The sequence below is a fragment of the Streptomyces sp. NPDC020597 genome (assembly GCF_044335095.1).
Taxonomy (GTDB): Bacteria; Actinomycetota; Actinomycetes; order Streptomycetales; family Streptomycetaceae; genus Streptomyces.
The window spans coordinates 599,279-622,147 of sequence record NZ_JBIRUL010000001.1; the positions used below are offsets into that span (position 1 = coordinate 599,279).

Consider the following 22,869-nt stretch of genomic DNA (forward strand, 5'->3'; position numbering starts at 1 on the left):
AGGGCCCGTGGCCCACCGGGCCCTGCCTCCCGTACGACCCGAAGGACCGCTGAGGAGCGCGCGGATGAGTGCCGCAGACACGACCACCCCTGCCAAGGCGCCGCCGCGGCGGCCGTCACCCCCACCCCCGGCTCCGCCGAAGCGACCAGGCAGCCGGCGCACCCCGGCCACCACGCCCTGGCTGCTCCTCGCGCCCTGCCTGCTGGTGCTCGCCCTGGTGATGGGCTATCCGCTGGTCCGGCTCGTCACCCTCTCCTTCCAGAAGTTCGGGCAGTCCCAGCTGTGGGGCTTCCAGCCGGCCGAGTCGGTCGGGTTCGACAACTTCGCCGGCGTGCTGGGCGACGGCGAGTTCTGGCAGGTCGTCCTGCGCACGATCGTCTTCGCGGCCGGCTGCGTCATCCTCACGATGGTCCTCGGCATGATGGTCGCGCTGCTTCTCCAGCGGGTCTCCGGCTGGGTGAAAACCCTCGTCAACATCGCGCTCGTGGCCGGCTGGGGCATGCCGGTCATCGTCGCCACCACCGTCTTCAAGTGGCTGTTCGACTCCGACTACGGCATCCTCAACGCCGTCCTCAGCAGACTGCCCGGCGTCGAGCTGATCGGCCACAACTGGTTCGCGAGCGGACCGCAGGGCCTCGCGGTGATCATGCTGTTGGTGATCTGGGGCGCGGTGCCCTTCGTGGTGATCACTCTCAGCGCCGGCCTCACCCAGGTGCCCGCCGAACTGGAGGAGGCCGCCCGGCTCGACGGCGCCGGCGCCTGGGGCGTCTTCCGGTACGTCACCCTGCCCATCCTCAAGCCGGTCATCGTGATGCTCACGACCCTGTCGGTCATCTGGGACATGGGCGTCTTCCCCCAGGTCTTCGTCATGCGCAACGGCCACCCCGAGGCCGAGTTCCAGCTCCTGACGACGTACTCCTACGACCGCGCCTTCGTCGTCAACGACTACGGCCAGGGCTCGGCCATCGCGCTGATCACCGTGCTGCTGCTGCTCGGGGTGGTCGCCGTCTACATGCGCCAGATGCTGAAGATCGGAGAGGTGGAATGACGAGCGTGCGCACCCTCGCCGCGCCGCGCCGGACGTCACGGCTCGGCTGGAACCTCCTCGGCCTGCTGGTCTTCGCCGTCGCGGGCTTCCCCGTCTACTGGATGCTCAACACGGCGTTCAAGCCGGCGAAGGACGCGATCGACCCGGACCCCAGCCTGCTGCCGACGCACCTGACCCTCGACAACTTCAGCCGCGCGCTGCACATCGCCGACTTCTGGGGGCCGGTGGGCCGCAGCCTGCTCGTCTCCCTGGCGGTCGTCGCGATCGGCGTCGTCGTGGGCATGCTGGCCGCCCTCGCCATCTCCCGGTTCGCCTTCCGAGGCCGCAAGATCGTCATCGTCGGCATCCTGGCGGTGCAGATGGTCCCGCTCGTCGCCATGATCATCCCGGTCTTCCTGCTCCTGAACGACCTGGACCAGTACGACAAGCTCTCCGGCCTGGTCATCACGTACCTGACCTTCATCCTCCCGTTCACGGTGTGGACCCTGCGCGGCTTCATCGTCAACATCCCCAAGGAGCTGGAGGAGGCGGCGATGGTCGACGGCTGCACCCGCACCGGCGCCTTCGTCCGCGTCGTCTTCCCGCTGCTGGCCCCCGGCATGGTCGCCACCTCGGTCTACGGCTTCATCCAGGCCTGGAACGAGTACCTGTACGCCCTGATGCTGCTCAGCCAGAAGAACCAGACGGCGACCGTGTGGCTCAGCAACTTCTCCACCAAGCACGGCACCGAGTACGCCCCGATGATGGCCGGCGCCACCATGATGGCGCTGCCGATCGTCGCCCTCTTCCTCCTCGTCCAGCGCAAGATGGCCGCGGGGCTGACCGCGGGCGCCGTGAAGGGATGACGCCCCGATGACGACACTCGCCAGCGGCACCGACACACTCACCCGCGACGCCCTGACGGTCCTGCAGCCCGGCTTCCCCGGCACCACCGCCCCCGACTGGCTGCTTCGCCGGCTCGGCGAAGGGCTGGCGTCGGTCGGACTGTTCGGCAGGAACATCGCCTCGCCCGGACAACTGGCCGCGCTCACCGCCCGCCTGCGCACCGAACGGGACGACGTCCTGGTCGCGATCGACGAGGAGGGCGGGGACGTCACCCGGCTCGAGGTGCGCACCGGCTCCAGCTTCCCCGGCAACCACGCGCTGGGCGCGGTGGACGACGTCTCGCTCACCCTGGAGGTCGCCGCCGAGCTGGGCCGCCGCCTCGCCGCCTGCGGAGTCAACCTCAACTGGGCGCCCTCCGCCGACGTCAACTCCAACGCCGCGAACCCGGTCATCGGCGTGCGCTCCTTCGGCGCCGACCCCGCCCTGGTCGCCCGGCACACCGCCGCCTACGTCACCGGTCTGCAGTCGGCGGGCGTCGCGGCCTGCACCAAGCACTTCCCGGGCCACGGCGACACGGCCGTCGACTCCCATCACGCGCTCCCGCGCATCGACGCCGACCCGGCGGTCCTGGCCGAGCGCGAGCTGACCCCGTTCCGGGCGGCCATCGCCGCCGGCACCCGCGCCGTGATGAGCGCGCACATCCTGGTCCCGGCCCTCGACCCGGCGCACCCGGCAACGTTGTCCCCCCGCGTCCTCACCGCCCTCCTGCGCGACGAACTCGGCTACGACGGCCTGATCGTCACCGACGGCATGGAGATGCAGGCCGTCGCCGCGACCTACGGCATCGAACGCGGCAGCGTCCTCGCGATCGCCGCCGGCGCGGACGCCATCTGCGTGGGCGGCGGACTCGCCGACGACGAGACGGTGTGCCGGCTGCGCGACGCCCTGGTCACCGCCGTCCGCACGGGCGAACTCCCCGAGGAACGCCTCGCCGACGCGGCGCGGCGGGTACGGGCCCTCGCCCGCTGGACGGCGACGGCCGCCACGGCCGGGACCGAGCAGCCGGCCGGCGCAGCCGTACACGCCGACATCGGCCTGATCGCCGCCCGCCGTGCCCTGCGGCTGACCGGGGACGAGGTCTTCACCCCGCTCACCGATCCGCCGTACGTCGCCGCCCTCACGCCCGTCGCCAACATCGCCGTCGGAGACGAGACCCCGTGGGGGATGGCCGCCGAGCTGAACCGTCTGCTGCCGGGGACGGAGACCGGCAGCTTCGCCGGCCCGGACGCGGGGCACGACGCGCTGGTCGCGGCCGGGGAGCGGCGGATCATCGCCGTGGTCCGCGACGAGCACCGGCATCCCTGGATGACGACCGCCCTCGACACCGTCCTCGCGGCCCGTCCGGACACGGTCGTCGTCGAGATGGGCGTCCCCCAGGCGCCGCCCCGGGGCGCCCTGCACATCGCCACGCACGGCGCGGCCCGGGTGTGCGGCCGCGCGGCGGCCGAGGTCGTCGCGGGACGCTAGTGCCGTGACCGGAGAGGTTCACCGGCTCGCGACGGCAAACCCTTCCGGTCACGGCACCGGGAACGACGAGGAAGGCGCCGGTTCCCCGGTCGGGAACCGGCGCCCTCCTCGTTGCGGCGATCGCGGTGCGCGGCGGCAGCGGGGCTCCGGATCAGATCCCCTGCCACGGCGGCTTGTGGGCGTAGGTGTGCCGGAAGTAGTCCGCGAGCTTCAGCTTGGACGCGGCGGCCTCGTCGACGACGACCGTGGCGTGCGGGTGCAGTTGCAGCGCGGACGCCGGGCACACGGCGGCGACGGGGCCCTCGACCGAGGCGGCGACCGCGTCCGCCTTGCCCTCACCGGTGGCGAGCAGCACCACGTGCCGGGCCTCCAGGATCGTCCCGATCCCCTGGGTGATGACGTGGTGCGGGACCTGGTCGACGTCCGAGTCGAAGAACCTCGCGTTGTCCGCCCGGGTCTGCTCGGTCAGCGTCTTGATCCGGGTCCGCGAGCGCAGCGACGAGCACGGCTCGTTGAACCCGATGTGCCCGTCGGTGCCGATCCCGAGCAGCTGGAGGTCCACGCCGCCGGCCGCCGCCAGCGCCCGGTCGTAGGCCTCGCAGGCGGCCTGCACGTCCTCGGCCGTGCCGTCCGGGCCGAGGAACGCCTCCATCTTCACGCCCAGCGGCTCGAGCACCTCGCGCCGCAGCACCGAGCGGTAGGACTCGGGGTGCTCGGCGGGCAGGCCCACGTACTCGTCGAGCTGGGCGATCCGGGCGCGCGCGGTGTCCACGGCGCCGGCGCGCACCTGGGCGGCCAGCGCCTCGTAGACGGGCAGCGGGGTGGAACCGGTGGCCACGCCGAGCAGCGCGTCCGGCTTGCGCCGAAGGAGCTGGGCCATGGCCTCGGCGATGAGCTCGCCGCCCGACCGGGCGTCCGCAACGATGACAACTTCCACGCTGGCCTGCCGTTCTGAGAGGGGCTCCGAGGGCCCGGAAGGGCTATGTGGTTTAGACCAATCCAATGGGTTCAATCTAACAGAACGGGGAGCCCCCGTCTGCGTCTGCCGGGCCCGGGCCTGGTACCGGTGCCGGTGCGTCTGCGGGGCGCGGTGTGGAGGCGGGCGCGGACGCGGGGTGCGTCTGCCGGGCGGGGCCGGGCGAGCCCGGTCCGGGGGCGGCCGGGGAAATTGCCCCGCGCAACCGCCCCGCAGGGGAACCCGCACAGGCTAGGCTGCGTGATGGATGTCAGAGCATCCGAATACCCACAACAACGAACAAGCCCCCGTGCATGGACACCCTTAGTGGTCTAGTCCACAATGGCAGAGGGGCATGACGCAGAGCCTCCGTCTTCCCCGCACAGGAAGGCGGACCGAGGACCCGGAGCTCTCTGCCCTGACTGCCCCGGTCCTCACCTTCGGCCGACGGGACCGCACACCCCGCGGCCGATATTGCTCCGGGCTGCGGTGCCGGGAGGGTTGAGGGTCCCTCTCAGGCGCCGCGGCCCGCGGGTGTTTTTCCGGACACTCCGGCTGCCCGGGTACGCTCACGGACGTGCCCTCCATGAACGAACTCGTACGCCAGCACACCGCACTCGACGACTCCGACCTCGAGTGGCTCCACCTGCTGGTCTCGGAGTGGCAGCTGCTCTCCGACCTCTCCTTCGCCGACCTGGTCCTGTGGGTGCCCACCCGTGACGGCGCGCGGTACGTCTCGGTCGCCCAGATGCGCCCCAACACCGGCCCCACCTCCTACCAGGACGACATGGTCGGCCACCTCGTCCCGCGCGGCCGCCGTCCGCTGCTGGACGCCGCCCTGGACGAGGGCCGGATCGTGCGCGAGGGCGACCCGGAGTGGCGCGAAGAGGTCCCCGTCCGGGTCGAGTCGATCCCCGTGCGGCGGGAGGGCCGCGTCCTCGGCGTCATCGCCCGCAACACCAACCTGCTCACCGTGCGCACCCCGAGCCGGCTGGAGCTGACCTACCTCCAGAGCGCCTCCGACCTCGCGCAGATGATCGCGGCCGGTTCCTTCCCGTTCCCCGACCAGCAGATGGACATGGACGCGGCCCCGCGCGTCGGCGACGGCCTGATCCGGGTCGACGGCGAGGGCCTCGTCCAGTACGCCTCCCCGAACGCGCTCTCCGCGTACCACCGGATGGGCCTTGCCTCCGACCTGGTCGGCCAGCACCTGGGCCTGACCACCGCCGAACTGGCCCCGACCCGGGGCCCGGTGGACGAGGCCCTGGCCAAGGTCGCCAGCGGCTGGGCGCCCCGCGAGTTCGAGATCGAGGCCAACGACGGGGTCATCCAGTTCCGGGCCATTCCGCTCAAGCCCAAGGGCACCCGCATCGGCGCGCTGGTCCTGCTGCGTGACGTCACCGAACTGCGCCGCCGCGAGCGCGAGTTGATCACCAAGGACGCGACCATCCGGGAGATCCACCACCGGGTGAAGAACAACCTCCAGACGGTGGCCGCCCTGTTGCGCCTGCAGGCCCGGCGCATCGAGTCGGAACGCGGCCGGGAGGCCCTGGAGGAGGCGGTCCGCCGGGTCGGCTCCATCGCCATCGTCCATGAGACGCTGTCCCAGAACCTGGACGAGCGGGTGGAGTTCGACGACATCGCCGACCGTGTGCTGGCGATGGTCGCCGAGATCTCCCCGGGCAAGGTCGCCGGCCGGCGCACCGGACGCTTCGGCATCCTGGACGCCGAGGTCGCCACCCCGCTCTCGATGGTCCTCACCGAGATCCTGCAGAACGCCCTGGAGCACGGCTTCCGCGAGGGCGACACCGGCACCGTCGAGGTCTCGGCCGTCCGCGGCGGCACCGCCAAGGAGGCCCGCCTCCTCGTCACCGTCCAGGACGACGGCGTCGGCCTGCCCGCCGGTTTCGACCCGCACACCTCGGGCAACCTGGGCCTGCAGATCGTGCGGACGCTGGTGGAGGGGGAGTTGGGCGGGAGTTTCGACATGGTGCCCGCTCCCGACGGCGGGACACGGGTGATCCTCGACGTCCCGGTGCGCGCACACAAGTGAGCCGTGCGGCGGGCGCGCCGGGCGAAGCCCGAACGTCGGACCGCGCACAGCCGGGGCAGCGGGCCGCGCACAGCACGAAGCCCCGGACCGTTCAGGGGTCCGGGGCTCGAATGCTCGTTGCCAGCGTGTGCTGCGCATCGGGGGTACTGCGCGCTGCGGCTCGGGGGCGGGAGTTGCGTACTCGCTGTACGCGCCGCCAAGCTCAGGCTTGCGGGGCGGGTGTCGTCAGGCGGTTGCCTGGCGGGCCCGGTTGCGGGCGGCGCGACGCTTCATGGCACGGCGCTCGTCCTCGCTGAGGCCACCCCAGACGCCGGAGTCCTGGCCGGACTCGAGCGCCCACTGCAGACACTGCTCCATAACCGGGCAGCGACGACAGACGGCCTTGGCTTCCTCGATCTGCAGCAGCGCAGGACCGGTGTTGCCGATGGGGAAGAAGAGCTCGGGGTCTTCCTCGCGGCAAACGGCGTTGTGACGCCAGTCCATGGCTGCTACCTCTCCTTGGTATTACATGCAGGTTGCTTGTGAATGTGAACGCTTTCACGAATCCCTCAACAAGTGAAGGGCCACCAGCCAGACGTGCCGGCGTTGGTCCTGTGTGTGAAGAGGGGTTCCGGTGATCAGTGGATGCCGGTGTTGCGGGCTGTCCCGATCGCCACGTAGAGACTCGCAAACCTCAGCGGCGGATACAACCCCTACCGGAAAGTTTTTTTTGATTCCTCGGTGTCGACTAGGTCACAGCCGTACTTCCATGGGGTGGATCCTGGCCTAAACGTTCGAGTGAAAGGACTTCAGCCCTTTCTGCTCACACAATCACACGCAGTGCACGGCGTACGCCTGTGAACGTCACGCTGGTTCGCAGCCCCAGGTGGTCACCGTCCATCTGGAGGGGCAACGGGACCTTCGAATGCAAGGTGAACTGGTCCAGGTCGTGCAGTGAGACCGCATGCTTTCCCTGGGGTCCCCGCTCGGGGGACGAAGTGAGCAACTGGGTGCCATATCGGGCAACCGAGGCCGTGGACAGACGGCTGAGACCGAGTACGTCGAGCCCGGTATCGAACGAGGCCTTAGGTGACGCGTACACCGGGCGATTGCCCAGATAGGTCCACGGGGCCGTGTTGCAGACTATGGAAAGCACCAAATCCGTCACCGGTTCGGCGTCCGGCCGTTCCAGGGTGATCGAACCGCGCCGGCGATGTGATTCGCCCAACAACTGGCGTACGGCCTGGCGGATGTAAAGAGCGTGCGTGGATTTCCTGCCGCGTTCACGCTGCTGCTCCACCCGGCCCACCACTCCGGCGTCGAAACCCAGCCCGGCGTTGAAGGTGAACCAGCGCGAGGGCACCGCCTCGTCGTCGGTGCCGGGCGTGCCGGCCGCCAGACCCAGACCGACCGTGCGTTCACGGCCCTCGCGCAGCGCGTCCAGCAGGGCGCCGGTGGCCTCCACGGGGTGGTTGGGCAGGTCCAGGGCCCGGGCGAAGACGTTGGTGGAACCGCCGGGGACCACCGCGAGACCGGGCAGGTTCTCGGGATCGGGGCCTGCGTGCAGCAGGCCGTTCACGACCTCGTTGACCGTGCCGTCCCCGCCGAGGGCCACCACCAGGTCGACGTTTCCGCTCTCGGCCGCCTGCCGGCCCAGGTCGCGTGCGTGTCCCCGGTACTCGGTGGTGACCGCCTCGAGTTTCATCTCGCTGGCGAGCGCGTGGATGAGGACGTCGCGCGTCCGTGCACTGGTGGTGGTTGCCGCCGGATTGACCACGAGAAGTGCACGCATGAGTTGCAGGGTACCTACTGGGCGGTACCGGGCACAGGCCGAGGTGGGGATCGGGTAAGAGATCGCGAGGTGAGCCTCGACACGGGCGGACCTGGGCGGACCTGGGCGGGCCTGGGCCGACCCGGGAGCGCCGGCCGTGCGGGCTACCCTTCAGGGGTGAGCAGTGAGCAGACCCCGGCAGCCCCGGAGACCGCAGACCCCCGCCCGCGCCGCCTGGTGTACGCCGCCGCGCTCGCCGCCCTCGAAGGGCTGGCACTGGTGGTCGGCGGGGCCTGGATGCTCGTCCTCGGGATCTCCGCAGACCCGGACGACCGTCAGCAGGCCGTCACCGGCGGGATCACGCTGATCGTGCTCGCGCTGCTGCCGCTGCTCGCCGCGCGCGGCCTGTGGGGTCTGCGCAGCTGGAGCCGGGGACCTGCCGTCATCACGCAGATCATGGCGCTGCCGGTGGCCTACAACCTGCTGCAGGCCGAGAGCATGGCCATCCCGGCGGGCATCGCGCTGGCCGCCGTCGCGGTCGCCTCGCTCGTGCTGCTGGTCAACGGGGAGACGACCCGGGCCCTCGGGATCCGGGGGCCCGGCCGCACACCGGAGTAGAGCCGGGGCGCAGCGGCCGCGGGGCGGCCGCTACTCCTCGACGAGCAGCTTCTCCCGCAGCTGGGCCAGGGTGCGGGCCAGTAGCCGGGAGACGTGCATCTGCGAGATGCCGACCTCCTGGGCGATCTGCGACTGCGTCATGTTGCCGAAGAACCGCAGCAGCAGGATCCGCTTCTCCCGGGGCGGCAGGTCCTCCAGGAGCGGCTTGAGCGACTCCCGGTACTCGACGCCCTCCAGCGCCTCGTCCTCCGCGCCGAGGGTGTCCGCGACCGCGGGGGACTCGTCGTCGGTGTCGGGGACGTCCAGCGACAGGGTGGAGTACGCGTTCGCGGACTCCAGGCCCTCCAGGACCTCCTCCTCAGAGATCGCCAGCTTCTCGGCGAGCTCGTGCACCGTGGGGGAGCGGCCGTGCTGCTGCGACAGCTCGGCCGTCGCGGTGGTCAGCGCGAGGCGCAGCTCCTGGAGTCTGCGCGGCACCCGGACCGCCCAGCCCTTGTCGCGGAAATGCCGCTTGATCTCACCGACGACCGTCGGGGTCGCGTACGTGGAGAACTCCACGCCGCGCTCCGGGTCGAAACGGTCGACCGACTTGATCAGGCCGATGGTGGCGACCTGGGTGAGGTCGTCCAGCGGCTCGCCGCGGTTGCGGAAGCGGCGCGCGAGGTGCTCGACCAGCGGCAGATGCATGCGGACCAGCCGGTTGCGCATCTCCGCGTACTCGGGGCTGCCGTCGTCCAGCTGCCGCAGCTCGACGAACATCGCCCGCGCCCCGCTGCGGTCGGTCGCCGACGCGGGCGAGGGTGTGTGCTGTGTGCCCGGCACGCTCTGCTCGCCGTCTCGCTCGTGCTCGCTCATTGTCCCGCCCGTCGCCCTCTGTCGAGCCCTCGCCTGCGCTCGGCCCGGGGGCGAGCCCCCGATCCGCCCCTCCCGGGGCGAGCCCTGCCCGGCATCGTCCGGCGTGCTCGCCTGCACGGATGACGAGTCGTCCTCCGGATGCGGCCGGGCCTGCTCGGGAATGCCGTCGATGTTGTCCGCCAGGTGTCGGGAACCGTCCGGAGAGACTGGCACGTCGGCGCTCCCGGCCGGCAGCTCCTGTGTGCCGCGCTCTTCGTCCCGCACCGGCCCGTCCCCGTTCCTCACGCCGGACCGGGTCCCGCGCCGCGCTGTTTGTAGAGGCTGATCGACACGGTCTTGTCCTCGTCCACGGCGGAGGACACCTTGCCCGCGAGGGCGGACAGGACGGTCCAGGCGAAGGTGTCCCGCGAGGGGGCGTGGCCGTCCGTGGTCGGCGCCGAGACGGTGACTTCGAGCGAGTCGTCGACGAGGCGGAAGACGCAACTGAGCACCGAGCCGGGCACGGCCTGCTGGAGCAGGATCGCGCAGGCCTCGTCCACCGCGATGCGCAGGTCCTCGATCTCGTCCAGGGTGAAGTCCAAACGGGCCGCGAGGCCGGCCGTGGCCGTCCGCAGCACCGACAGGTAGGCACCCGCAGCCGGCAGCCGGACTTCCACGAAGTCCTGGGTCGCGGGCTCGCCTGCGATCTGGGACACCCTCACCTCCAAGGTGGTACAAGCTTTTCGGGGCCGAGGGTCGCCCCCCGGGGTAACGCGTGTGTGGTGCAGCGGTGACGCTATCGCGCTCTCACGATTCCTGTCCCGGGACCCCAACCCCCTGGCGTCACTCACAGTAAAGCTGTGAACACGCTCCGTGTCTAGGGGGTCTGCGGAGCCAAAGGGGAAGAAGGCGCGCCGGGTTGACGTACCCAGGCGTCGGACGGTCGAACCGTACCCGTCCGGCGGCCGGGACGTCTCATGAGTTCAACGCACAAGCCGCCCGGGAAGTTCGCGCGACGAGGGACCGGCCCCGGACGGGTCCGCCGCAGGGGTCAGACGAGGACGTGGTCGACGAAGCACCAGCGCCAGTTCTCGCCCGGCTCGAACGTGCGCATGACCGGGTGACCGGACTCCTTGTGGTGGGCGGTGGCGTGCCGGCTCGGCGAGGAGTCGCAGCAGCCGACATGGCCGCACGTCATGCACAGCCGCAGCTGTACCGGGTGGGTGCCGTCCCGCAGACACTCGGGACACGTCTCGCCGAGCGGGACGGGTTCGGGGTCGGGCAGCGCGTCGGCGTGCGTGCACTGTTTCATGATTGCCAGATTACGACGGGTGTGCGGACGCCCGCGCGGAAAAGAAAGCGGCGAGACATGGACGTGATGCCACTGCTGTTGCTCGTGGCCGGCAGTGCGGCGGTCGCGGCGGCGGCCCGGCGCACCCCCGCCCCCGCGCCGCTGCTGCTGGTGGCCGTGGGCCTGGCGGTGTCGTACCTGCCCGGGGTCCCGGACTACACCCTGGACCCGGACGTCGTCCTGCCGCTCCTGCTGCCGCCGCTGCTCTACACCTCGGCCACCGACAGCTCCTACCTGGACCTGCGCGCCCAGCTCCGGCCGGTGGCCCTGCTGTCGGTCGGGTACGTGCTCTTCGCGACGTTCGCCGTCGGCTGGGCCGCCCATCTCATCGTCCCCGGGCTGCCGCTGACGGCGGCGCTCGTGCTGGGCGCGGTGGTGGCGCCGCCGGACGCGGTCGCGGCCACCGCGGTGGCCCGCCGGGTCGGCCTGCCGTCGAGGATCACCACCATCCTCCAGGGCGAGTCGCTGCTGAACGACGCCACCGCCATCACCGCCTACAAGGTGGCCCTCGCGGTCGTGGTCGGCGAGGGCGCCTCCTGGGGCGGCGGCATCGAGGAGTTCCTGGTCGCGGCGGTCGGCGGGGTCGCCGCGGGGCTGATCCTGATGGCCCCCCTGCACTGGATGCGCACCCACCTCGAGGAACCCCTCCTGCAGAACACGCTCTCCCTGCTGATCCCGTTCGTCGCCTACGCGGCCGCCGAGCAGTTCCACGCCTCCGGGGTGCTCGCCGTGGTCGTCGTGGCGCTGTACCTGGGCCACCGCGCGTGGGAGGTCGACTTCGCGACCCGCCTCCAGGAGGAGGCGGTGTGGAAGATGGTCGCCTTCGTCCTGGAGTCGGCGGTGTTCGCGCTGATCGGACTCCAGCTCCCGGTGGTGCTGCGCGGCCTCGGCGACTACGAGGGCATGGCCGCCGCCTGGTACGCCGTCGCCCTCTTCCTCGTGGTCGTCGCGGCGCGTTTCCTGTGGGTGTATCCGGCGACCTTCCTCCCGCGGATGGTGTCGGCGCGCATCCGCGCGCGGGAGGACGACCCGACCTGGCGCGGACCGGTCGTCATCGCCTGGGCCGGCATGCGGGGCGTGGTGTCGCTCGCCATCGCCTTCTCCATCCCGCTCACCGTGGAGGACGGCGACGCGCCCTTCCCGCACCGCAACCTCATCCTGTTCCTCACCTTCACGACCGTCATCGGCACGCTGGTGGTGCAGGGCCTGACGCTGCCGCCGCTGATCCGCCTGCTGAAGTTCCCCGAGGCCGACCCGCAGGCCGCGACGCTCGCCGAGGCCAACGCGCAGGCGCAGGCCTCCCGGGTCGCCGAGGAGCGGCTGGACGCCCTGCTGGCCGACGAGCGCAACGCCCTGCCGCCGCCGCTCGCCGACCGGCTGCGCAGCGTCCTGGAGCGCCGCCGCAACGCCGTGTGGGAGCGCCTCGGGCAGGTCAACCCCGTCACGGGGGAGACCGTCGACGACACCTACCGGCGCCTGTCGCGGGAGATGATCAGCGCCGAGCGCGAGGTGTTCGTCCGGCTGCGCGACGGCCGCTACATCGACGACGAGATGCTGCGCACGCTGCTGCGCCGACTCGACCTGGAGGAGGCAGCGGCGTTCCGGGAGACGGCCTGAAAGGCCCGCGCGGACGGGGGCGGCGGCCCCGGGCGGGGCGGATGTGCGGCAGTCCGGGCGGGCCGGCCGGTTCTCACGCGGTGAACGGCGAGCCCGTGACGACGGCCGCGAGGCGCGTCCCGGGCGTGAAGGCGCCCTCCCCGGCCAGCACGGTCAGGGCATAGAGCGACTTGGCGACATAGAGACGTTCGACCGGCAGGCCGTGGCGGCGTTCGAAGTCCGCCGCGAAGGCCTCCAGCTCGGGGGTGACCCGGGCGTATCCGCCGAAGTGGAACCGTTCGTCGAGTCCCCAGTCGCCTCGCCGCCCCCCGAAGGCCTCCTCCTGCAGGGCCCGTATCTCCTCGCCCAGGAAACCGCCCTTGAGGACCGGTATGCCCAGCACGCGCGGGCCGGGGGCGAGGCCCGCGGACAGTCCGGCGGCCAGGCCCGCGAGCGTGCCGCCGGTGCCGCACGCGAGGGCGACGACGTCGGCGCGGTCCCGCAGTTCCTCACCGAGCGCCCGGCAGCCGCGGACCGCCGCCGCATTGCTGCCGCCCTCGGGGACGACGTACGCGCCCTCGGCGCCGGCCGCCCGCAGGACGGCCGCGAGGGTGTCCGGCTCGGTCTTGCGGCGGTACGTCGCACGGTCCACGAAGTGCAGGCGCATGCCGTCCGCCGCGCACCGGGTCAGCGAGGGGTTCAGCGGCCGGCCGGCCAGCTCGTCGCCGCGCACCACGCCGACCGTGGGCAGCCCCAGCAGGCGCCCCGCCGCGGCCGTGGCCCGCAGATGGTTGGAGTAGGCGCCGCCGAAGGTGAGGAGCGTGCGGCCTGCGGCCCGCTCCAGATTGGGCGCGAGCTTGCGCCACTTGTTGCCGATCAGCTCGGGATGGATCAGGTCGTCCCGCTTGAGCAGCAGCCGTACGCCGTGGCGGGCGAACCGGTCGTCGCCCACTTCCTGGAGGGGGGAGGGCAGGCGGGGGTGCAGGTCGGTCACCCGCCCATTGTCGAACATCGTTCGGTGAAACGTGCTTCTTCCCAGGCCGCGGTGATCCATTCCCGCTCTTTCGGGTAATAGCACGAGCACACACAGTGATGGAAGGCTTGCCGCGTGAACGGAGTGCACCGGTGCAGTTCGGCGCCCGTGCATGAATCGGGAGGGCATTTCTCATGTCGGTAGGCGAAGAGGTCCGCACGGAGTCGGGCAAGCCGCAGCAGAGCCTCGGCACCGCGGCCGCGCGGAACCTGGCCACCACGACCAAGTCCGCGCCGCAGATGCAGGAGATCAGCTCCCGCTGGCTGCTGCGGACCCTGCCCTGGGTGGATGTGCAGGGTGGGACGTACCGGGTCAACCGGCGTCTGACGTACGCGGTGGGCGACGGTCGCATCACGTTCGTCAAGACCGGCGACCGCGTCGAGGTCATCCCGGCGGAGCTGGGCGAACTGCCCGCACTGCGTTCCTACGAGGACGAGGAGGTGCTGGCGGAACTCGCCCAGCGCTGCCGGCAGCGGGAGTTCGGCCCCGGCGAGGTCATCGCCTCCTTCGGCAGCCGGAGCGAGGAGGTGTACCTGCTGGCGCACGGCCGCGTGGAGAAGGTCGGCACCGGCCCCTACGGCGACGACCAGGTGCTCGGAGTGCTCGCCGACGGCGCGTACTTCGGCGACCAGTCGCTGCTCGACGCGGACGCCATCTGGGAGTACACGGCCCGCGCCGACACCGCCTGCACGGTGCTGGTCCTCACCCGGCAGGACGTCGAGCAGGTCGCCGAGCGCGCCGAGTCGCTGGGCGAGCACCTGCGGCAGCTGCGCGCGATCCCCGAGCAGCGCACCAACAGGTACGGCGAGAAGGAGGTCGACCTCGCCGCGGGCCACGCCGGCGAACAGGACATCCCGCACACCTTCGTCGACTACGACGCGAGGCCCCGCGAGTACGAACTGAGCATCGCGCAGACCGTCCTGCGCATCCACTCACGCGTGGCCGACCTGTACAACCAGCCGATGAACCAGACCGAGCAGCAGTTGCGGCTGACGGTCGAGGCGCTCAAGGAGCGCCAGGAGCACGAACTCGTCAACAACCGGGAGTTCGGCCTTCTCCACAACTGCGAGTACGACCAGCGGCTCCAGCCGCACGACGGTGTGCCCAGCCCCGACGACCTGGACGAACTGCTCAGCAGGCGGCGCGGCACCAAGATGCTGCTCGCCCACCCGCGCGCCATCTCCGCGATCGGCCGCGAGCTCAACAAGCGCGGACTCGTCCCCGAGACGATCGACGTCGGCGGCAACCGGATCCCGACCTGGCGCGGGGTGCCGATCTACCCGTGCAACAAGATCCCGGTCAGCGAGGCCCGCACCAGCTCGATCATCGCGATGCGTCTGGGCGAGCAGGACCAGGGTGTCATCGGGCTGCGCCAGTCGGGCCTGCCGGACGAGATCGAGCCGAGCCTGTCCGTGCGGTTCATGGGCATCAACGAACAGGCCATCATCAAGTACCTGGTCACGGCCTACTACTCGGCCGCAGTCCTGGTGCCGGACGCGCTGGGCGTCCTGGAGAACGTCGAGATCGGCCGCTGGCGGTGACCTCCGCCGTCAGGCGGCAGCGAGGCGGGACGCGGGAAGGGCGGGACGCCGTCGGGAGCCCCGACGACGGCGAGGCGGGGCCGGCCGACGGGCAGGAGGCGGCGGCAGTCCTGGAGGAGTCCCGGGCCGCGGTCGACCCGGAACTGCGCTCGGCGATCGACTCGCTGCCCGGCTCCCTGCGGCGGGTCGCGCTCCACCACTTCGGCTGGCAGCACGCGGACGGCGCCCCTGCGGCGGGCAACGCGGGCAAGGCGATCCGCCCGGCCCTCGTGCTCGCCGCGGCAGCCGCGCTCGGCGGCCCGGCGGCCCGCGCGGCGGCCGTCCGGGCCGCCGCGGCGGTCGAACTGGTCCACAACTTCACGCTGTTGCACGACGACGTCATGGACCGGGACACCACCCGCCGCCACCGCCCCACCGCCTGGACCGTGTTCGGCGACGCCGACGCGATCCTCGCCGGGGACGCCCTGCAGGCCCTCGCGCTCGGGATGCTCGCCACGGACCCGCACCCCGCGTCGGCGGCGGCCGCCGCCCGCGTAGCGGCCTGTGTGGTGGAGCTCTGCGCCGGCCAGCAGGCGGACACGGCCATGGAGAGACGCGGGCCCACCGAGATCACCCTCGACGAGGTGCTCGCGATGGCCGAGGCGAAGACGGGCGCGCTGCTCGGCTGCGCCTGTGCGGTGGGCGCGCTGTACGCGGGGGCGACGGAAGCGGACGTCGACGCTTTGGACGCGTTCGGCAGGGAGGCCGGACTCGCCTTCCAGCTCATCGACGACGTCATCGGCGTCTGGGGCGACCCGCGGCAGACCGGCAAGCCGGCCGGCGCCGACCTCGCGTCCCGCAAGAAGTCCCTGCCCGTGGTCGCCGCGCTCACCTCGGGCACTCCGGCGGCCGCGGAGCTGGCCGAGCTGTACGCGGCGCCCTACCGGCCGGCCGACCTGGATCGCACGACGCTCGTCGTCGAACGGGCCGGCGGCCGAGCGTGGGCCCAGGAGCAGGCGGCCGACCGCATGTCCCGTGCCCTGCACGAACTGACCCGCGCCGTCCCGGACCCGGAGTCGGCGGGCGCTCTGCTGTCGCTGGCCGAGTTCGTGACCCGGCGCAGCGCCTAGGCGAGCCGCAGCGGCGGGACGCAGGAGGAAGACGGCCGGGACGAAGGGGGGACACGGCCGGGGAGCGGGGCGCCGGGGCGCGGAGTGCGGTGGGTCGGGAAGACCGTCGTGCTCCGCGCCTCGGCGCGTCCGCAGCGGGGCCGTCGGCGGCCTGCGCGGTGCGACGGGCCGCCGGGCCCCGCCCGTCCCGGCGGGGCCCCGCCGGGAGGAGCGGCGCCCCCGCCGGGCGGGCGCTCCGAGGGCGTCAGGGACGCTCCGGGACCACCGTCGCCACGATGCGGTCGATCAGCCCGTCCGGCACCGAGACGCCGGGCAGGACGCCGTCCAGGACGGCCGGCAGGGTGAGGTGTTCCAGGAGCAGGCCGAGCATCGCGAGATAGAGCACCACCACGGTCTCGTCGCCGCCGGGCAGGGCCGCCGCACGGTGGAAGTCCATGCCGTCCTGGAGGTCGCCGCGCACCGACGCGGTGAAGGAGGACCGCAGTTCGGGACGCCGGGTCGCTTCCATGCGCATCTCCAGCAGGGCGAGGTAGCCCTTCCGGTCCCGGGTCGCGCGGGCCATCAGGTCGTGCATGAACGCGCCGACCAGCGAGCGGTCGCGCGGCTGTGCCATCAGGGCGCCGAGCACCTCGGGGTCGGGCGCCAGCCGCACGTGGAGCCGGGCGTCGATCTGCCGGAGCAGGTCGTCCCGCCCGGTGAAGTAGTTGGAGGCGGTGCCCACCGGCACTCCGGCCGCCGAGTCCACCGCACGGAACGTCAGCCCCCTGGCCCCTTCGCGGGCGAGCACGTCGACCCCGGCGTCGACCAGAGCCGCCCGGCGCTCCGGATTTCCGGCCATGCGGAACCTTCTCTCTCACTTGTCGCGGTCCCGAACCGCGGCGCGTAATCCCCTTGCAACCACTACATCTGAAGTACTACAACTGGAGTGGTTCACGGCAGCCTACGGAAAGAGACCCACTTGCGAAAGCTCACGTACTACATCGCCTGCTCCGTCGACGGCTTCATCGGAGACGTCACGGGCGACGCCACCGCGATGCTCGCGTACGTCGACGAGGAGTTCCTGGACTTCCTGAAGTCCGAGTATCCGGAGACCGTGCCGACCCGCGGCCGGCGCGCCCTGGGCTTCGACGACCTGGAGAACAAGCGGTTCGACACGATCATCCAGGGCCGTGCCAGCTATGACCTGGCGCTGAAGGAGGGCGACGTCAGCCCGTACGCCCATCTGCGCCAGTACGTCGCCTCGCGCACCCTCGCCGCCTCGCCGAGCCCGGAGGTCGAGATCGTCGGGGAGGGGCTCCTCGACACGGTGCGCGAGCTGAAGGCGCAGGACGGCGGCCTCGACATCTACCTGTGCGGCGGCTCCCGTCTGGCGGGAGAGCTGTTCGACGAGATCGACCAGCTGGTGATCAAGACGTACCCGATGGTCTACGGCTCCGGCATGCCCATGTTCGGCGCCGCCGACTGCGACGTCGCCGGCTTCGCCCTCGTCGCCGTGCGCTCCTTCGGCAACGGCGCCGTGGTGCGCACCTACGACCGGGCACGCTGACCCGGCGGTGCACGCGGGGAGCGCTCGCGCCCGGGCCGTCCTACCCTGAGGTCATGGACAGGGAACAACGCGTGTGTCCCGCCTGTGGGCAGCCCGTGCAATCTGTCGTCCAGCGGCACAAGACGCTGGGGGCGTGGGTGCCGCGCTGGACGGCGGGGCCGTGTCACAACGAGGAGTGCGAGGCGTACGCGGACGCCGTCGCCGAGCCCGAGCAGAAGCCCGAGGCCCCCGCCGCCCCCGCCTCGTGACACCGGGCGGGCGTCTCCCTCGCCCGCCGCCTGCTGCGGGGTGGGCGGACCCGGACCGCCGCCAGGTCAGGAGGCCGTCCGCGGCAGGCCGCCCGTCTCCGCGTCGCGTCCGGTCAGGCAGTACAGGCCGCCGGCCGGGTCGCGCATCACCGTCCAGTGCGGCTCGCGGGCGACCAGGATCGCGCCGAGCCGCTCATGACGGACGCGCACCGCGTCGACGTCCGCCCCGCATGCGAGGTCGAGATGGGCCGAGGCCGGATCCGCGTCGGCGGGGCGTTCCTCGTCGAGCCGCTGGAGCAGGATGCGGATCGGCAGCCCGGCCGGCGGCTCCACCACGTGGAACTCGGACCGCGAGCCCGGCCGGGACGTCCAGCCGGGCAGCAGTGCGCTCCAGAAGGCGACTTCGGCGTCGAACACGGACGGCGCGAGATCCAGGCACACCTGGTCCAGCCGGCTGTCCGCCACCACGGGCGGTCGTTTCGCCTCCCCCTGCCACGGCACCGCGCAGAACGACAGCCCGCCGGGGGAGCGCAGCACGGACCACCCCTCGTGCGCGGCGGCCGTCCCCGCCCCCAGCCGCGTCGCCCCGGCCACGAATTCGGGCACGTCCTCGACGGCGAGGTCGAGATGCGCGCCGCCGTCGCCGGCCGCGACTCCCTGGACCTTCACACAGGCGTCCGCGCCGCCCCGCGGCAACAGCGTGACGAACTCGCCCTCGTCGCCGCGCAGTCCGGACAGATCGGTGTCGGTGACCGCGGTCCAGAAGGCGCACGCCCGCGTGAAGTGGCGGGCGGGCCGGTCGACGAAGGCGTACGTCCAGCGGACGGCGGGGGCGGGGCGGGCGGCCGGGGTGCTCATGGGCCGATCGTAGGGCTGCCGCCCGTCAGGTCGTCGACGCGCATGCCCACCGGGTCGAGTTCGGACGGAGCCGGACTCCCGCTGCTCACACGCCCGGACGCCCGGCGCCGTCCTTGCGCTCCATGAACCGCAGCAGGTTGCCGGCCGGGTCCCGGAACGCGCAGTCGCGCACCCCGTACGGCTGGTCGGTCGGCTCCTGGAGCACCTCTACACCGGCCTCCCGCACACGCGCGTGCAGGGCGTCGCAGTCGGCGGTGGAGAAGATGACCCCGCGCAGCAGGCCCTTGGCGAGCAGCCGGGCCAGCGCGTCCTTGTCGGCGGGGGAGGCGTCGGGATCGGCGCCCGGCGGCTCCAGCACGACGCTGACGTCCGGCTGGAGCGGTGAGCCGAGCGTCACCCAGCGCATCCCCTCGAAGCCGACGTCGTTGCGGACCTCCAGCCCGAGGACGTCACGGTAGAAGTACACGGCCTTGTCGTGGTCGTCGACGGCGATGAAGCACTGGTGCAGCAGCAGGTCCATGGTGTCCGGCCTTACGGGCGTAGGGGAGGTCGGGAGCGTTGTGGGCGGGTGAACTTACGGGCCACGCACGGCGGGATCACCGCGCTCGGCTCGTGCGACCGCGCCCGGTACGCGCTCGGGGTCTCGCCGACCAGCTCGGTGAACCGGGCGCTGAACGAGCCGAGCGAGGTGCAGCCGACCGCCATGCACACCTCGGTCACGGTGAGGTCGCCCCGGCGCAGCAGGGCCTTGGCGCGCTCGACCCTGCGGGTCATGAGGTAGCTGTACGGCGTCTCGCCGTAGGCCTCGCGGAAGCTGCGCTGGAAGTGGCCGCAGGACATCAGCGCGGTGCGCGCGAGCGCGGCGACGTCGAGCGGTTCGGCGTAGTCACGGTCCATGCGGTCACGTGCCTGCCGCAGTCTGACGAGGTCCTCCCGTTTCACCCTGCCAGCATGGCACGGTGGCGCGCCCGGTGGGTGCGGGACGCCGGGCGGGCTTCGCCTGCGGTTCGCCCCGCGTACACGGGCGTCTGCTCTCCTGGGGACGGATCGACGTCGCGGGACTCCGGCCACCGGGCCGGGCTGCGGCCCTTCGGGGTGCGCCGGGGCGTCGGCGGGCGCATGGTGAACGCATGGCTGGTCACCTCGCCGTCCACATGTGGGCCCGAGGTCCGAGACCGGGAGGTAGAGGGCATGGCGATACCGCCCCCGCTGTCCGAACTGGCCGACCTGCGCGTCGACTACAGCGACCACGACGAACCCCTTCTCATCAGGCCCGACGGGACCCCGGTCGACACCTGGCGGGAGAACTATCCGTATGCGCAGCGCATGGAGCGCAGGGAGTACGACTGGCACAAGCGGCTGCAGCAGATCGAGTTGCTGAAGCTGCAGAGCTGGATCAAGGACACGGGACGCAGACTCGTCATCGTCTTCGAGGGCCGCGACGCGGCCGGCAAGGGCGGCACCATCAAGCGGTTCACCGAGCACCTCAACCCGCGGGGCGCCCGGGTGGTGGCCCTGGAGAAGCCGACCGAGCGGGAGCGGGGGCAGTGGTACTTCCAGCGGTACGTCGAGCAGTTGCCGACCGCGGGCGAGATCGTGCTCTTCGACCGGTCCTGGTACAACCGGGCCGGGGTCGAGCGGGTCATGGGCTTCTGCAGCGACGACGAGTACCGGCGCTTCGCGCGCCAGGCGCCGATGTTCGAGCGGATGCTCGTGGACGACGGCGTCGACCTGGTGAAGTTCTGGTTCTCGGTGTCGCAGAGCGAGCAGCGCACCCGCTTCACGATCCGCCGGATCGACCCCGTGCGGCAGTGGAAGCTGAGCCCGATGGACCTCGCCTCGCTGGACCGCTGGGACGACTACACCGAGGCCAAGGTCGCCATGTTCCACGACACGGACACGGCGTACGCGCCCTGGACCGTGGTCAAGAGCAACGACAAGAAGCGGGCCCGCGTGGAAGCCATGCGCAGCGTGCTCGCCCGGTTCGCCTACACCGGCAAGGACGAGGAGGTCGTCGGCACCCCGGATCCGCGCATCGTGGGCGCCGCGGCTGGGTTGCTGGAGGCGGGCGAGGTCGACACGACGGACCGGGACCGGCCGCGCTGGCGCGTGTTGTGACCGGCGCGGGCGGGTGCCGTGCCCGCCCGGGCCGGGCGGGGACGCGGGCGGTTCGCCGGCGAACGTGACCGGACCGCCCGCCGCGCGTCACGGCCGCATTCCGCACCCCGCGTCCCGCACACGACGCCGCGGCATTCGCCACCGCGCCGCGCCGCGCCGCACGGAATCGCGCCCGCACACGACACCGCACCCCGCACACGACACCGCACCCGGACCGCTGACGTCCGCCGAGGTGCGGCGGCCTGCGGGCCGGGTGCGGGGAGAGTGACGCTGCGGCCGAAAGAAGCGCAGGTCAGAACGGCGTGAAGAAGGTCAGGCCTTCTTCGTCTCCCAGAAGATCTTGTCGATCTGGGCGATGAGCTCCAGGGCCTTCTCACCGGTCTTCGGGTCCGTCGAGGCCTTGGCGGCCGACAGGGCCTTCAGGGTGTCGTTGACCAGCTGGTGCAGCTCCGGGTACTTCTCGAAGTGCGGGGGCTTGAAGTAGTCGCTCCACAGCACGGAGACGTGGTGCTTCGCGAGCTCTGCGCGCTGCTCCTTGATGACGGTGGCGCGCGCCTGGAAGTGCGGGTCGTCGTTGGCGGCCATCTTCTCCTGCACGGCCTTCACCGACTCCGCCTCGATGCGGGCCTGGGCCGGGTCGTACACGCCGCAGGGCAGGTCGCAGTGCGCGCTGACCTTGACCTTGGGGGCAAACAGGCGGGAAAGCATGGAGCGTTCCTTCCTCGTGATCGTCTTCTCAGGTGGGACATTACTCCCTGCCGGACGGCTTTTCGCGGGTGCCCCCTTGGGCTTAGGACAAAAGTCCGGGGTCAGACTGAGACTGGTGGAGGAACGGACCGGGGAGGTGCTGGGCATGCCGGAACCGTCGCAGGACACCGAGCGGGGGAGGGTCGCCGCGCCCTTCGGGCTGGCCGAGGTGACCGGTCCGTCCATGGTGCCCACGCTCCACCACGGGGATCAGCTGGTGGTGCACTACGGCGCCCGGGTGCGGCCCGGTGACGTGGTGGTGCTGCGGCATCCCTTCCAGCAGGACCTGCTGGTCGTCAAGCGGGCCGCGGAGCGCCGCGAGGGCGGCTGGTGGGTGCTCGGCGACAACGCCTTCGCGGGCGGCGACAGCACGGACTACGGCACGGTGCCCGACGAGCTGGTCCTCGGCAGGGTGCGGCTGCGCTACCGCCCGCGGCGCCGGGATCAGAGCTCGCCGCTGGCGGTGCTGCGCTGGGCGCTGTCGGCCGCGAGGCCGGTCGGGGGCGTCCGGTCGGTCTCCAGGCGCTTGCGGGCGCGGTAGGCGGCCACGTTGGCGCGGGTGGCGCAGCGGTCGGAGCAGTAGCGCCGGGAGCGGTTGGTCGACGTGTCGAGGTAGGCGTTGCGGCAGGGGCTCGCCTCGCACAGGCCGAGCCGGTCCACGCCGTGCTCGGTCAGGTGGAAGGCCAGGCCCATGGCGGCGATCGCCGCGTACCCCGCCGTCGCGTTCGAGGGGTGGTCGGCCAGGTGCATGTGCCACAGCGGACGGCCGTCCTCGTCGCGGACGTCGTGGCCGGAGATCTGCGGGCTCACCGGGAACTCCAGCAGCAGGGAGTTCAGCAGGTCCACCGCGAGGGTCTCGTCGCCGTCGTCGGCCGCCTCGAAGACCGCGCGCAGCCGGCCGCGGACCGACCGGAACCGGGTGACGTCCGCGTCGGTGGCGCGGCGGGCGGCCGACCGGCTGGCGCCGAAGAGCGCGCGGACGGCCTCGACCGAGGTCAGCGCGTCCTTGCCCCGGGCCGGGTCCTCGCTGTTGACGAGACGCACGGCGTAATCCGAGTAATGGGCAAGCTCCACTTGTAGTCCTTACCGGGGGCTCGATGGTCGTGCACGCG

General features: G+C 71.9%; 25 protein-coding genes. 12 read left to right on the forward strand and 13 right to left on the reverse strand.

The annotated features are described in order from the left end of the window. Window positions 1-64: 64 nt before the first annotated feature. The 3 genes from ACH4ZA_RS02820 to ACH4ZA_RS02830 are packed head-to-tail and all read left to right on the forward strand — an operon-like array spanning window position 65 to window position 3,400. Window positions 65-1,048, forward strand: a complete 984-nt coding sequence (locus tag ACH4ZA_RS02820; RefSeq protein ID WP_319278658.1) for a sugar ABC transporter permease — start codon at window positions 65-67, stop codon at window positions 1,046-1,048. Further along, on the forward strand, window positions 1,045-1,893 hold the full coding sequence (locus ACH4ZA_RS02825; RefSeq protein ID WP_319278656.1) for a carbohydrate ABC transporter permease: 849 nt from the start codon (window positions 1,045-1,047) through the stop codon (window positions 1,891-1,893). The genes ACH4ZA_RS02820 and ACH4ZA_RS02825 overlap by 4 nt, the downstream gene beginning before the upstream one ends. A 7-nt stretch (window positions 1,894-1,900) precedes the next feature. Then, the gene (locus tag ACH4ZA_RS02830) at window positions 1,901-3,400 is read left to right on the forward strand and encodes a glycoside hydrolase family 3 N-terminal domain-containing protein (protein WP_319278655.1); all 1,500 of its coding nucleotides are present in this window, start codon (window positions 1,901-1,903) and stop codon (window positions 3,398-3,400) included. Window positions 3,401-3,551: 151 nt separating this feature from the next. Here ACH4ZA_RS02830 and nagB read toward each other — a convergent pair whose 3' ends face one another. Continuing rightward, the gene (nagB, locus tag ACH4ZA_RS02835; protein WP_398427683.1) at window positions 3,552-4,337 is read right to left on the reverse strand and encodes a glucosamine-6-phosphate deaminase; all 786 of its coding nucleotides are present in this window, start codon (window positions 4,335-4,337) and stop codon (window positions 3,552-3,554) included. A gap of 604 nt (window positions 4,338-4,941) precedes the next feature. Between nagB and ACH4ZA_RS02840 the strand changes: the two genes are divergently transcribed. After that, the gene (locus ACH4ZA_RS02840; protein ID WP_319278723.1) at window positions 4,942-6,408 is read left to right on the forward strand and encodes a PAS domain-containing sensor histidine kinase; all 1,467 of its coding nucleotides are present in this window, start codon (window positions 4,942-4,944) and stop codon (window positions 6,406-6,408) included. A 225-nt stretch (window positions 6,409-6,633) separates the two neighbouring features. Here ACH4ZA_RS02840 and ACH4ZA_RS02845 read toward each other — a convergent pair whose 3' ends face one another. Both ACH4ZA_RS02845 and ACH4ZA_RS02850 read right to left on the reverse strand, forming a co-directional pair. Beyond that, window positions 6,634-6,891, reverse strand: coding sequence for a WhiB family transcriptional regulator (locus tag ACH4ZA_RS02845; RefSeq protein ID WP_006380970.1), 258 nt, complete (start codon window positions 6,889-6,891; stop codon window positions 6,634-6,636). Window positions 6,892-7,210: 319 nt separating this feature from the next. Beyond that, window positions 7,211-8,179, reverse strand: a complete 969-nt coding sequence (locus tag ACH4ZA_RS02850; protein ID WP_319278652.1) for a diacylglycerol kinase family protein — start codon at window positions 8,177-8,179, stop codon at window positions 7,211-7,213. A gap of 156 nt (window positions 8,180-8,335) precedes the next feature. Between ACH4ZA_RS02850 and ACH4ZA_RS02855 the strand changes: the two genes are divergently transcribed. Next, window positions 8,336-8,776 (forward strand): hypothetical protein, encoded by a 441-nt coding sequence (locus ACH4ZA_RS02855; RefSeq protein ID WP_398427684.1) that lies wholly within the window; start codon window positions 8,336-8,338, stop codon window positions 8,774-8,776. Window positions 8,777-8,806: 30 nt separating this feature from the next. On the opposite strand, the gene ACH4ZA_RS02860 is transcribed toward ACH4ZA_RS02855, so the two are convergent. The 3 genes from ACH4ZA_RS02860 to ACH4ZA_RS02870 form a co-directional block, all read right to left on the reverse strand. Then, a complete protein-coding gene (locus tag ACH4ZA_RS02860; RefSeq protein WP_319278647.1) occupies window positions 8,807-9,916 on the reverse strand; it encodes an RNA polymerase sigma factor SigF in 1,110 nt (369 codons plus the stop codon). Then, window positions 9,913-10,326, reverse strand: a complete 414-nt coding sequence (locus tag ACH4ZA_RS02865; protein ID WP_004925829.1) for an anti-sigma regulatory factor — start codon at window positions 10,324-10,326, stop codon at window positions 9,913-9,915. Before ACH4ZA_RS02865 ends, ACH4ZA_RS02860 begins: the two co-directional genes overlap by 4 nt. 335 nt (window positions 10,327-10,661) lie before the next feature. After that, window positions 10,662-10,922: a UBP-type zinc finger domain-containing protein gene (locus ACH4ZA_RS02870; RefSeq protein ID WP_057584245.1), complete on the reverse strand. Its 261-nt coding sequence runs from the start codon at window positions 10,920-10,922 to the stop codon at window positions 10,662-10,664. 57 nt (window positions 10,923-10,979) lie between these two features. Here ACH4ZA_RS02870 and ACH4ZA_RS02875 point away from each other — a divergent pair, with 57 nt between their 5' ends. Continuing rightward, the gene (locus ACH4ZA_RS02875; protein ID WP_398427685.1) at window positions 10,980-12,578 is read left to right on the forward strand and encodes a Na+/H+ antiporter; all 1,599 of its coding nucleotides are present in this window, start codon (window positions 10,980-10,982) and stop codon (window positions 12,576-12,578) included. Window positions 12,579-12,651: 73 nt separating this feature from the next. Here ACH4ZA_RS02875 and ACH4ZA_RS02880 read toward each other — a convergent pair whose 3' ends face one another. Further along, window positions 12,652-13,569, reverse strand: a complete 918-nt coding sequence (locus tag ACH4ZA_RS02880) for a pyridoxal-phosphate dependent enzyme (RefSeq protein WP_319278643.1) — start codon at window positions 13,567-13,569, stop codon at window positions 12,652-12,654. Window positions 13,570-13,724: 155 nt separating this feature from the next. Here ACH4ZA_RS02880 and ACH4ZA_RS02885 point away from each other — a divergent pair, with 155 nt between their 5' ends. Next, on the forward strand, window positions 13,725-15,131 hold the full coding sequence (locus tag ACH4ZA_RS02885) for a family 2B encapsulin nanocompartment shell protein (protein ID WP_319278641.1): 1,407 nt from the start codon (window positions 13,725-13,727) through the stop codon (window positions 15,129-15,131). Beyond that, the gene (locus ACH4ZA_RS02890; protein ID WP_319278639.1) at window positions 15,128-16,240 is read left to right on the forward strand and encodes a family 2 encapsulin nanocompartment cargo protein polyprenyl transferase; all 1,113 of its coding nucleotides are present in this window, start codon (window positions 15,128-15,130) and stop codon (window positions 16,238-16,240) included. Before ACH4ZA_RS02885 ends, ACH4ZA_RS02890 begins: the two co-directional genes overlap by 4 nt. Before the next feature lie 244 nt (window positions 16,241-16,484). Here ACH4ZA_RS02890 and ACH4ZA_RS02895 read toward each other — a convergent pair whose 3' ends face one another. After that, window positions 16,485-17,078, reverse strand: a complete 594-nt coding sequence (locus ACH4ZA_RS02895) for a TetR/AcrR family transcriptional regulator (protein WP_398427687.1) — start codon at window positions 17,076-17,078, stop codon at window positions 16,485-16,487. A gap of 120 nt (window positions 17,079-17,198) precedes the next feature. Here ACH4ZA_RS02895 and ACH4ZA_RS02900 point away from each other — a divergent pair, with 120 nt between their 5' ends. Further along, window positions 17,199-17,786 (forward strand): dihydrofolate reductase family protein, encoded by a 588-nt coding sequence (locus tag ACH4ZA_RS02900; RefSeq protein ID WP_319278636.1) that lies wholly within the window; start codon window positions 17,199-17,201, stop codon window positions 17,784-17,786. Between the two features lie 53 nt (window positions 17,787-17,839). After that, window positions 17,840-18,034: a hypothetical protein gene (locus tag ACH4ZA_RS02905; protein WP_319278634.1), complete on the forward strand. Its 195-nt coding sequence runs from the start codon at window positions 17,840-17,842 to the stop codon at window positions 18,032-18,034. 66 nt (window positions 18,035-18,100) lie between these two features. On the opposite strand, the gene ACH4ZA_RS02910 is transcribed toward ACH4ZA_RS02905, so the two are convergent. The 3 genes from ACH4ZA_RS02910 to ACH4ZA_RS02920 form a co-directional block, all read right to left on the reverse strand. Continuing rightward, a complete protein-coding gene (locus ACH4ZA_RS02910) occupies window positions 18,101-18,892 on the reverse strand; it encodes a VOC family protein (protein ID WP_398427689.1) in 792 nt (263 codons plus the stop codon). An 85-nt stretch (window positions 18,893-18,977) separates the two neighbouring features. Then, window positions 18,978-19,412, reverse strand: a complete 435-nt coding sequence (locus tag ACH4ZA_RS02915) for a VOC family protein (RefSeq protein WP_319278630.1) — start codon at window positions 19,410-19,412, stop codon at window positions 18,978-18,980. An 11-nt stretch (window positions 19,413-19,423) separates the two neighbouring features. After that, window positions 19,424-19,834: a helix-turn-helix transcriptional regulator gene (locus ACH4ZA_RS02920; RefSeq protein ID WP_319278628.1), complete on the reverse strand. Its 411-nt coding sequence runs from the start codon at window positions 19,832-19,834 to the stop codon at window positions 19,424-19,426. Between the two features lie 249 nt (window positions 19,835-20,083). Between ACH4ZA_RS02920 and ppk2 the strand changes: the two genes are divergently transcribed. Continuing rightward, window positions 20,084-21,010 carry a polyphosphate kinase 2 gene (gene ppk2, locus ACH4ZA_RS02925; RefSeq protein ID WP_319278626.1) on the forward strand — a complete coding sequence of 309 codons (927 nt, stop codon included), beginning with the start codon at window positions 20,084-20,086 and terminating at the stop codon, window positions 21,008-21,010. Window positions 21,011-21,322: 312 nt separating this feature from the next. Here the strand turns inward: ppk2 and sodN are convergent, their stop codons facing one another. After that, window positions 21,323-21,718 (reverse strand): superoxide dismutase, Ni, encoded by a 396-nt coding sequence (sodN, locus tag ACH4ZA_RS02930; protein ID WP_057584215.1) that lies wholly within the window; start codon window positions 21,716-21,718, stop codon window positions 21,323-21,325. A gap of 145 nt (window positions 21,719-21,863) precedes the next feature. On the opposite strand from sodN, the gene sodX reads away from it, so the two are divergent. Next, window positions 21,864-22,298, forward strand: coding sequence for a nickel-type superoxide dismutase maturation protease (gene sodX, locus ACH4ZA_RS02935; RefSeq protein WP_319278722.1), 435 nt, complete (start codon window positions 21,864-21,866; stop codon window positions 22,296-22,298). Here the strand turns inward: sodX and ACH4ZA_RS02940 are convergent. Next, window positions 22,202-22,831: a CGNR zinc finger domain-containing protein gene (locus ACH4ZA_RS02940; RefSeq protein WP_319278623.1), complete on the reverse strand. Its 630-nt coding sequence runs from the start codon at window positions 22,829-22,831 to the stop codon at window positions 22,202-22,204. The two genes, sodX and ACH4ZA_RS02940, sit on opposite strands and share 97 nt — an antisense overlap. Window positions 22,832-22,869 lie beyond the last annotated feature (38 nt).

Excerpts from the sequence above, each read along its gene's own strand:
- ACH4ZA_RS02870 (WP_057584245.1), bottom strand. The coding sequence starts at position 10,922 with ATGAAACAGTGCACGCACGCCGACGCGCTGCCCGACCCCGAACCCGTC.
- ACH4ZA_RS02880 (WP_319278643.1), bottom strand. The coding sequence starts at position 13,569 with ATGTTCGACAATGGGCGGGTGACCGACCTGCACCCCCGCCTGCCCTCC.
- ACH4ZA_RS02915 (WP_319278630.1), bottom strand. The coding sequence starts at position 19,412 with ATGGACCTGCTGCTGCACCAGTGCTTCATCGCCGTCGACGACCACGAC.
- ACH4ZA_RS02825 (WP_319278656.1), top strand. The coding sequence starts at position 1,045 with ATGACGAGCGTGCGCACCCTCGCCGCGCCGCGCCGGACGTCACGGCTC.
- ACH4ZA_RS02850 (WP_319278652.1), bottom strand. The coding sequence starts at position 8,179 with ATGCGTGCACTTCTCGTGGTCAATCCGGCGGCAACCACCACCAGTGCA.
- ACH4ZA_RS02895 (WP_398427687.1), bottom strand. The coding sequence starts at position 17,078 with ATGGCCGGAAATCCGGAGCGCCGGGCGGCTCTGGTCGACGCCGGGGTC.
- sodX (WP_319278722.1), top strand. The coding sequence starts at position 21,864 with ATGCCGGAACCGTCGCAGGACACCGAGCGGGGGAGGGTCGCCGCGCCC.
- ACH4ZA_RS02830 (WP_319278655.1), top strand. The coding sequence starts at position 1,901 with ATGACGACACTCGCCAGCGGCACCGACACACTCACCCGCGACGCCCTG.
- ACH4ZA_RS02845 (WP_006380970.1), bottom strand. The coding sequence starts at position 6,891 with ATGGACTGGCGTCACAACGCCGTTTGCCGCGAGGAAGACCCCGAGCTC.
- ACH4ZA_RS02875 (WP_398427685.1), top strand. The coding sequence starts at position 10,980 with ATGGACGTGATGCCACTGCTGTTGCTCGTGGCCGGCAGTGCGGCGGTC.
- ACH4ZA_RS02905 (WP_319278634.1), top strand. The coding sequence starts at position 17,840 with ATGGACAGGGAACAACGCGTGTGTCCCGCCTGTGGGCAGCCCGTGCAA.
- sodN (WP_057584215.1), bottom strand. The coding sequence starts at position 21,718 with ATGCTTTCCCGCCTGTTTGCCCCCAAGGTCAAGGTCAGCGCGCACTGC.
- ACH4ZA_RS02840 (WP_319278723.1), top strand. The coding sequence starts at position 4,942 with ATGAACGAACTCGTACGCCAGCACACCGCACTCGACGACTCCGACCTC.
- ppk2 (WP_319278626.1), top strand. The coding sequence starts at position 20,084 with ATGGCGATACCGCCCCCGCTGTCCGAACTGGCCGACCTGCGCGTCGAC.
- ACH4ZA_RS02910 (WP_398427689.1), bottom strand. The coding sequence starts at position 18,892 with ATGAGCACCCCGGCCGCCCGCCCCGCCCCCGCCGTCCGCTGGACGTAC.
- ACH4ZA_RS02820 (WP_319278658.1), top strand. The coding sequence starts at position 65 with ATGAGTGCCGCAGACACGACCACCCCTGCCAAGGCGCCGCCGCGGCGG.
- ACH4ZA_RS02885 (WP_319278641.1), top strand. The coding sequence starts at position 13,725 with ATGTCGGTAGGCGAAGAGGTCCGCACGGAGTCGGGCAAGCCGCAGCAG.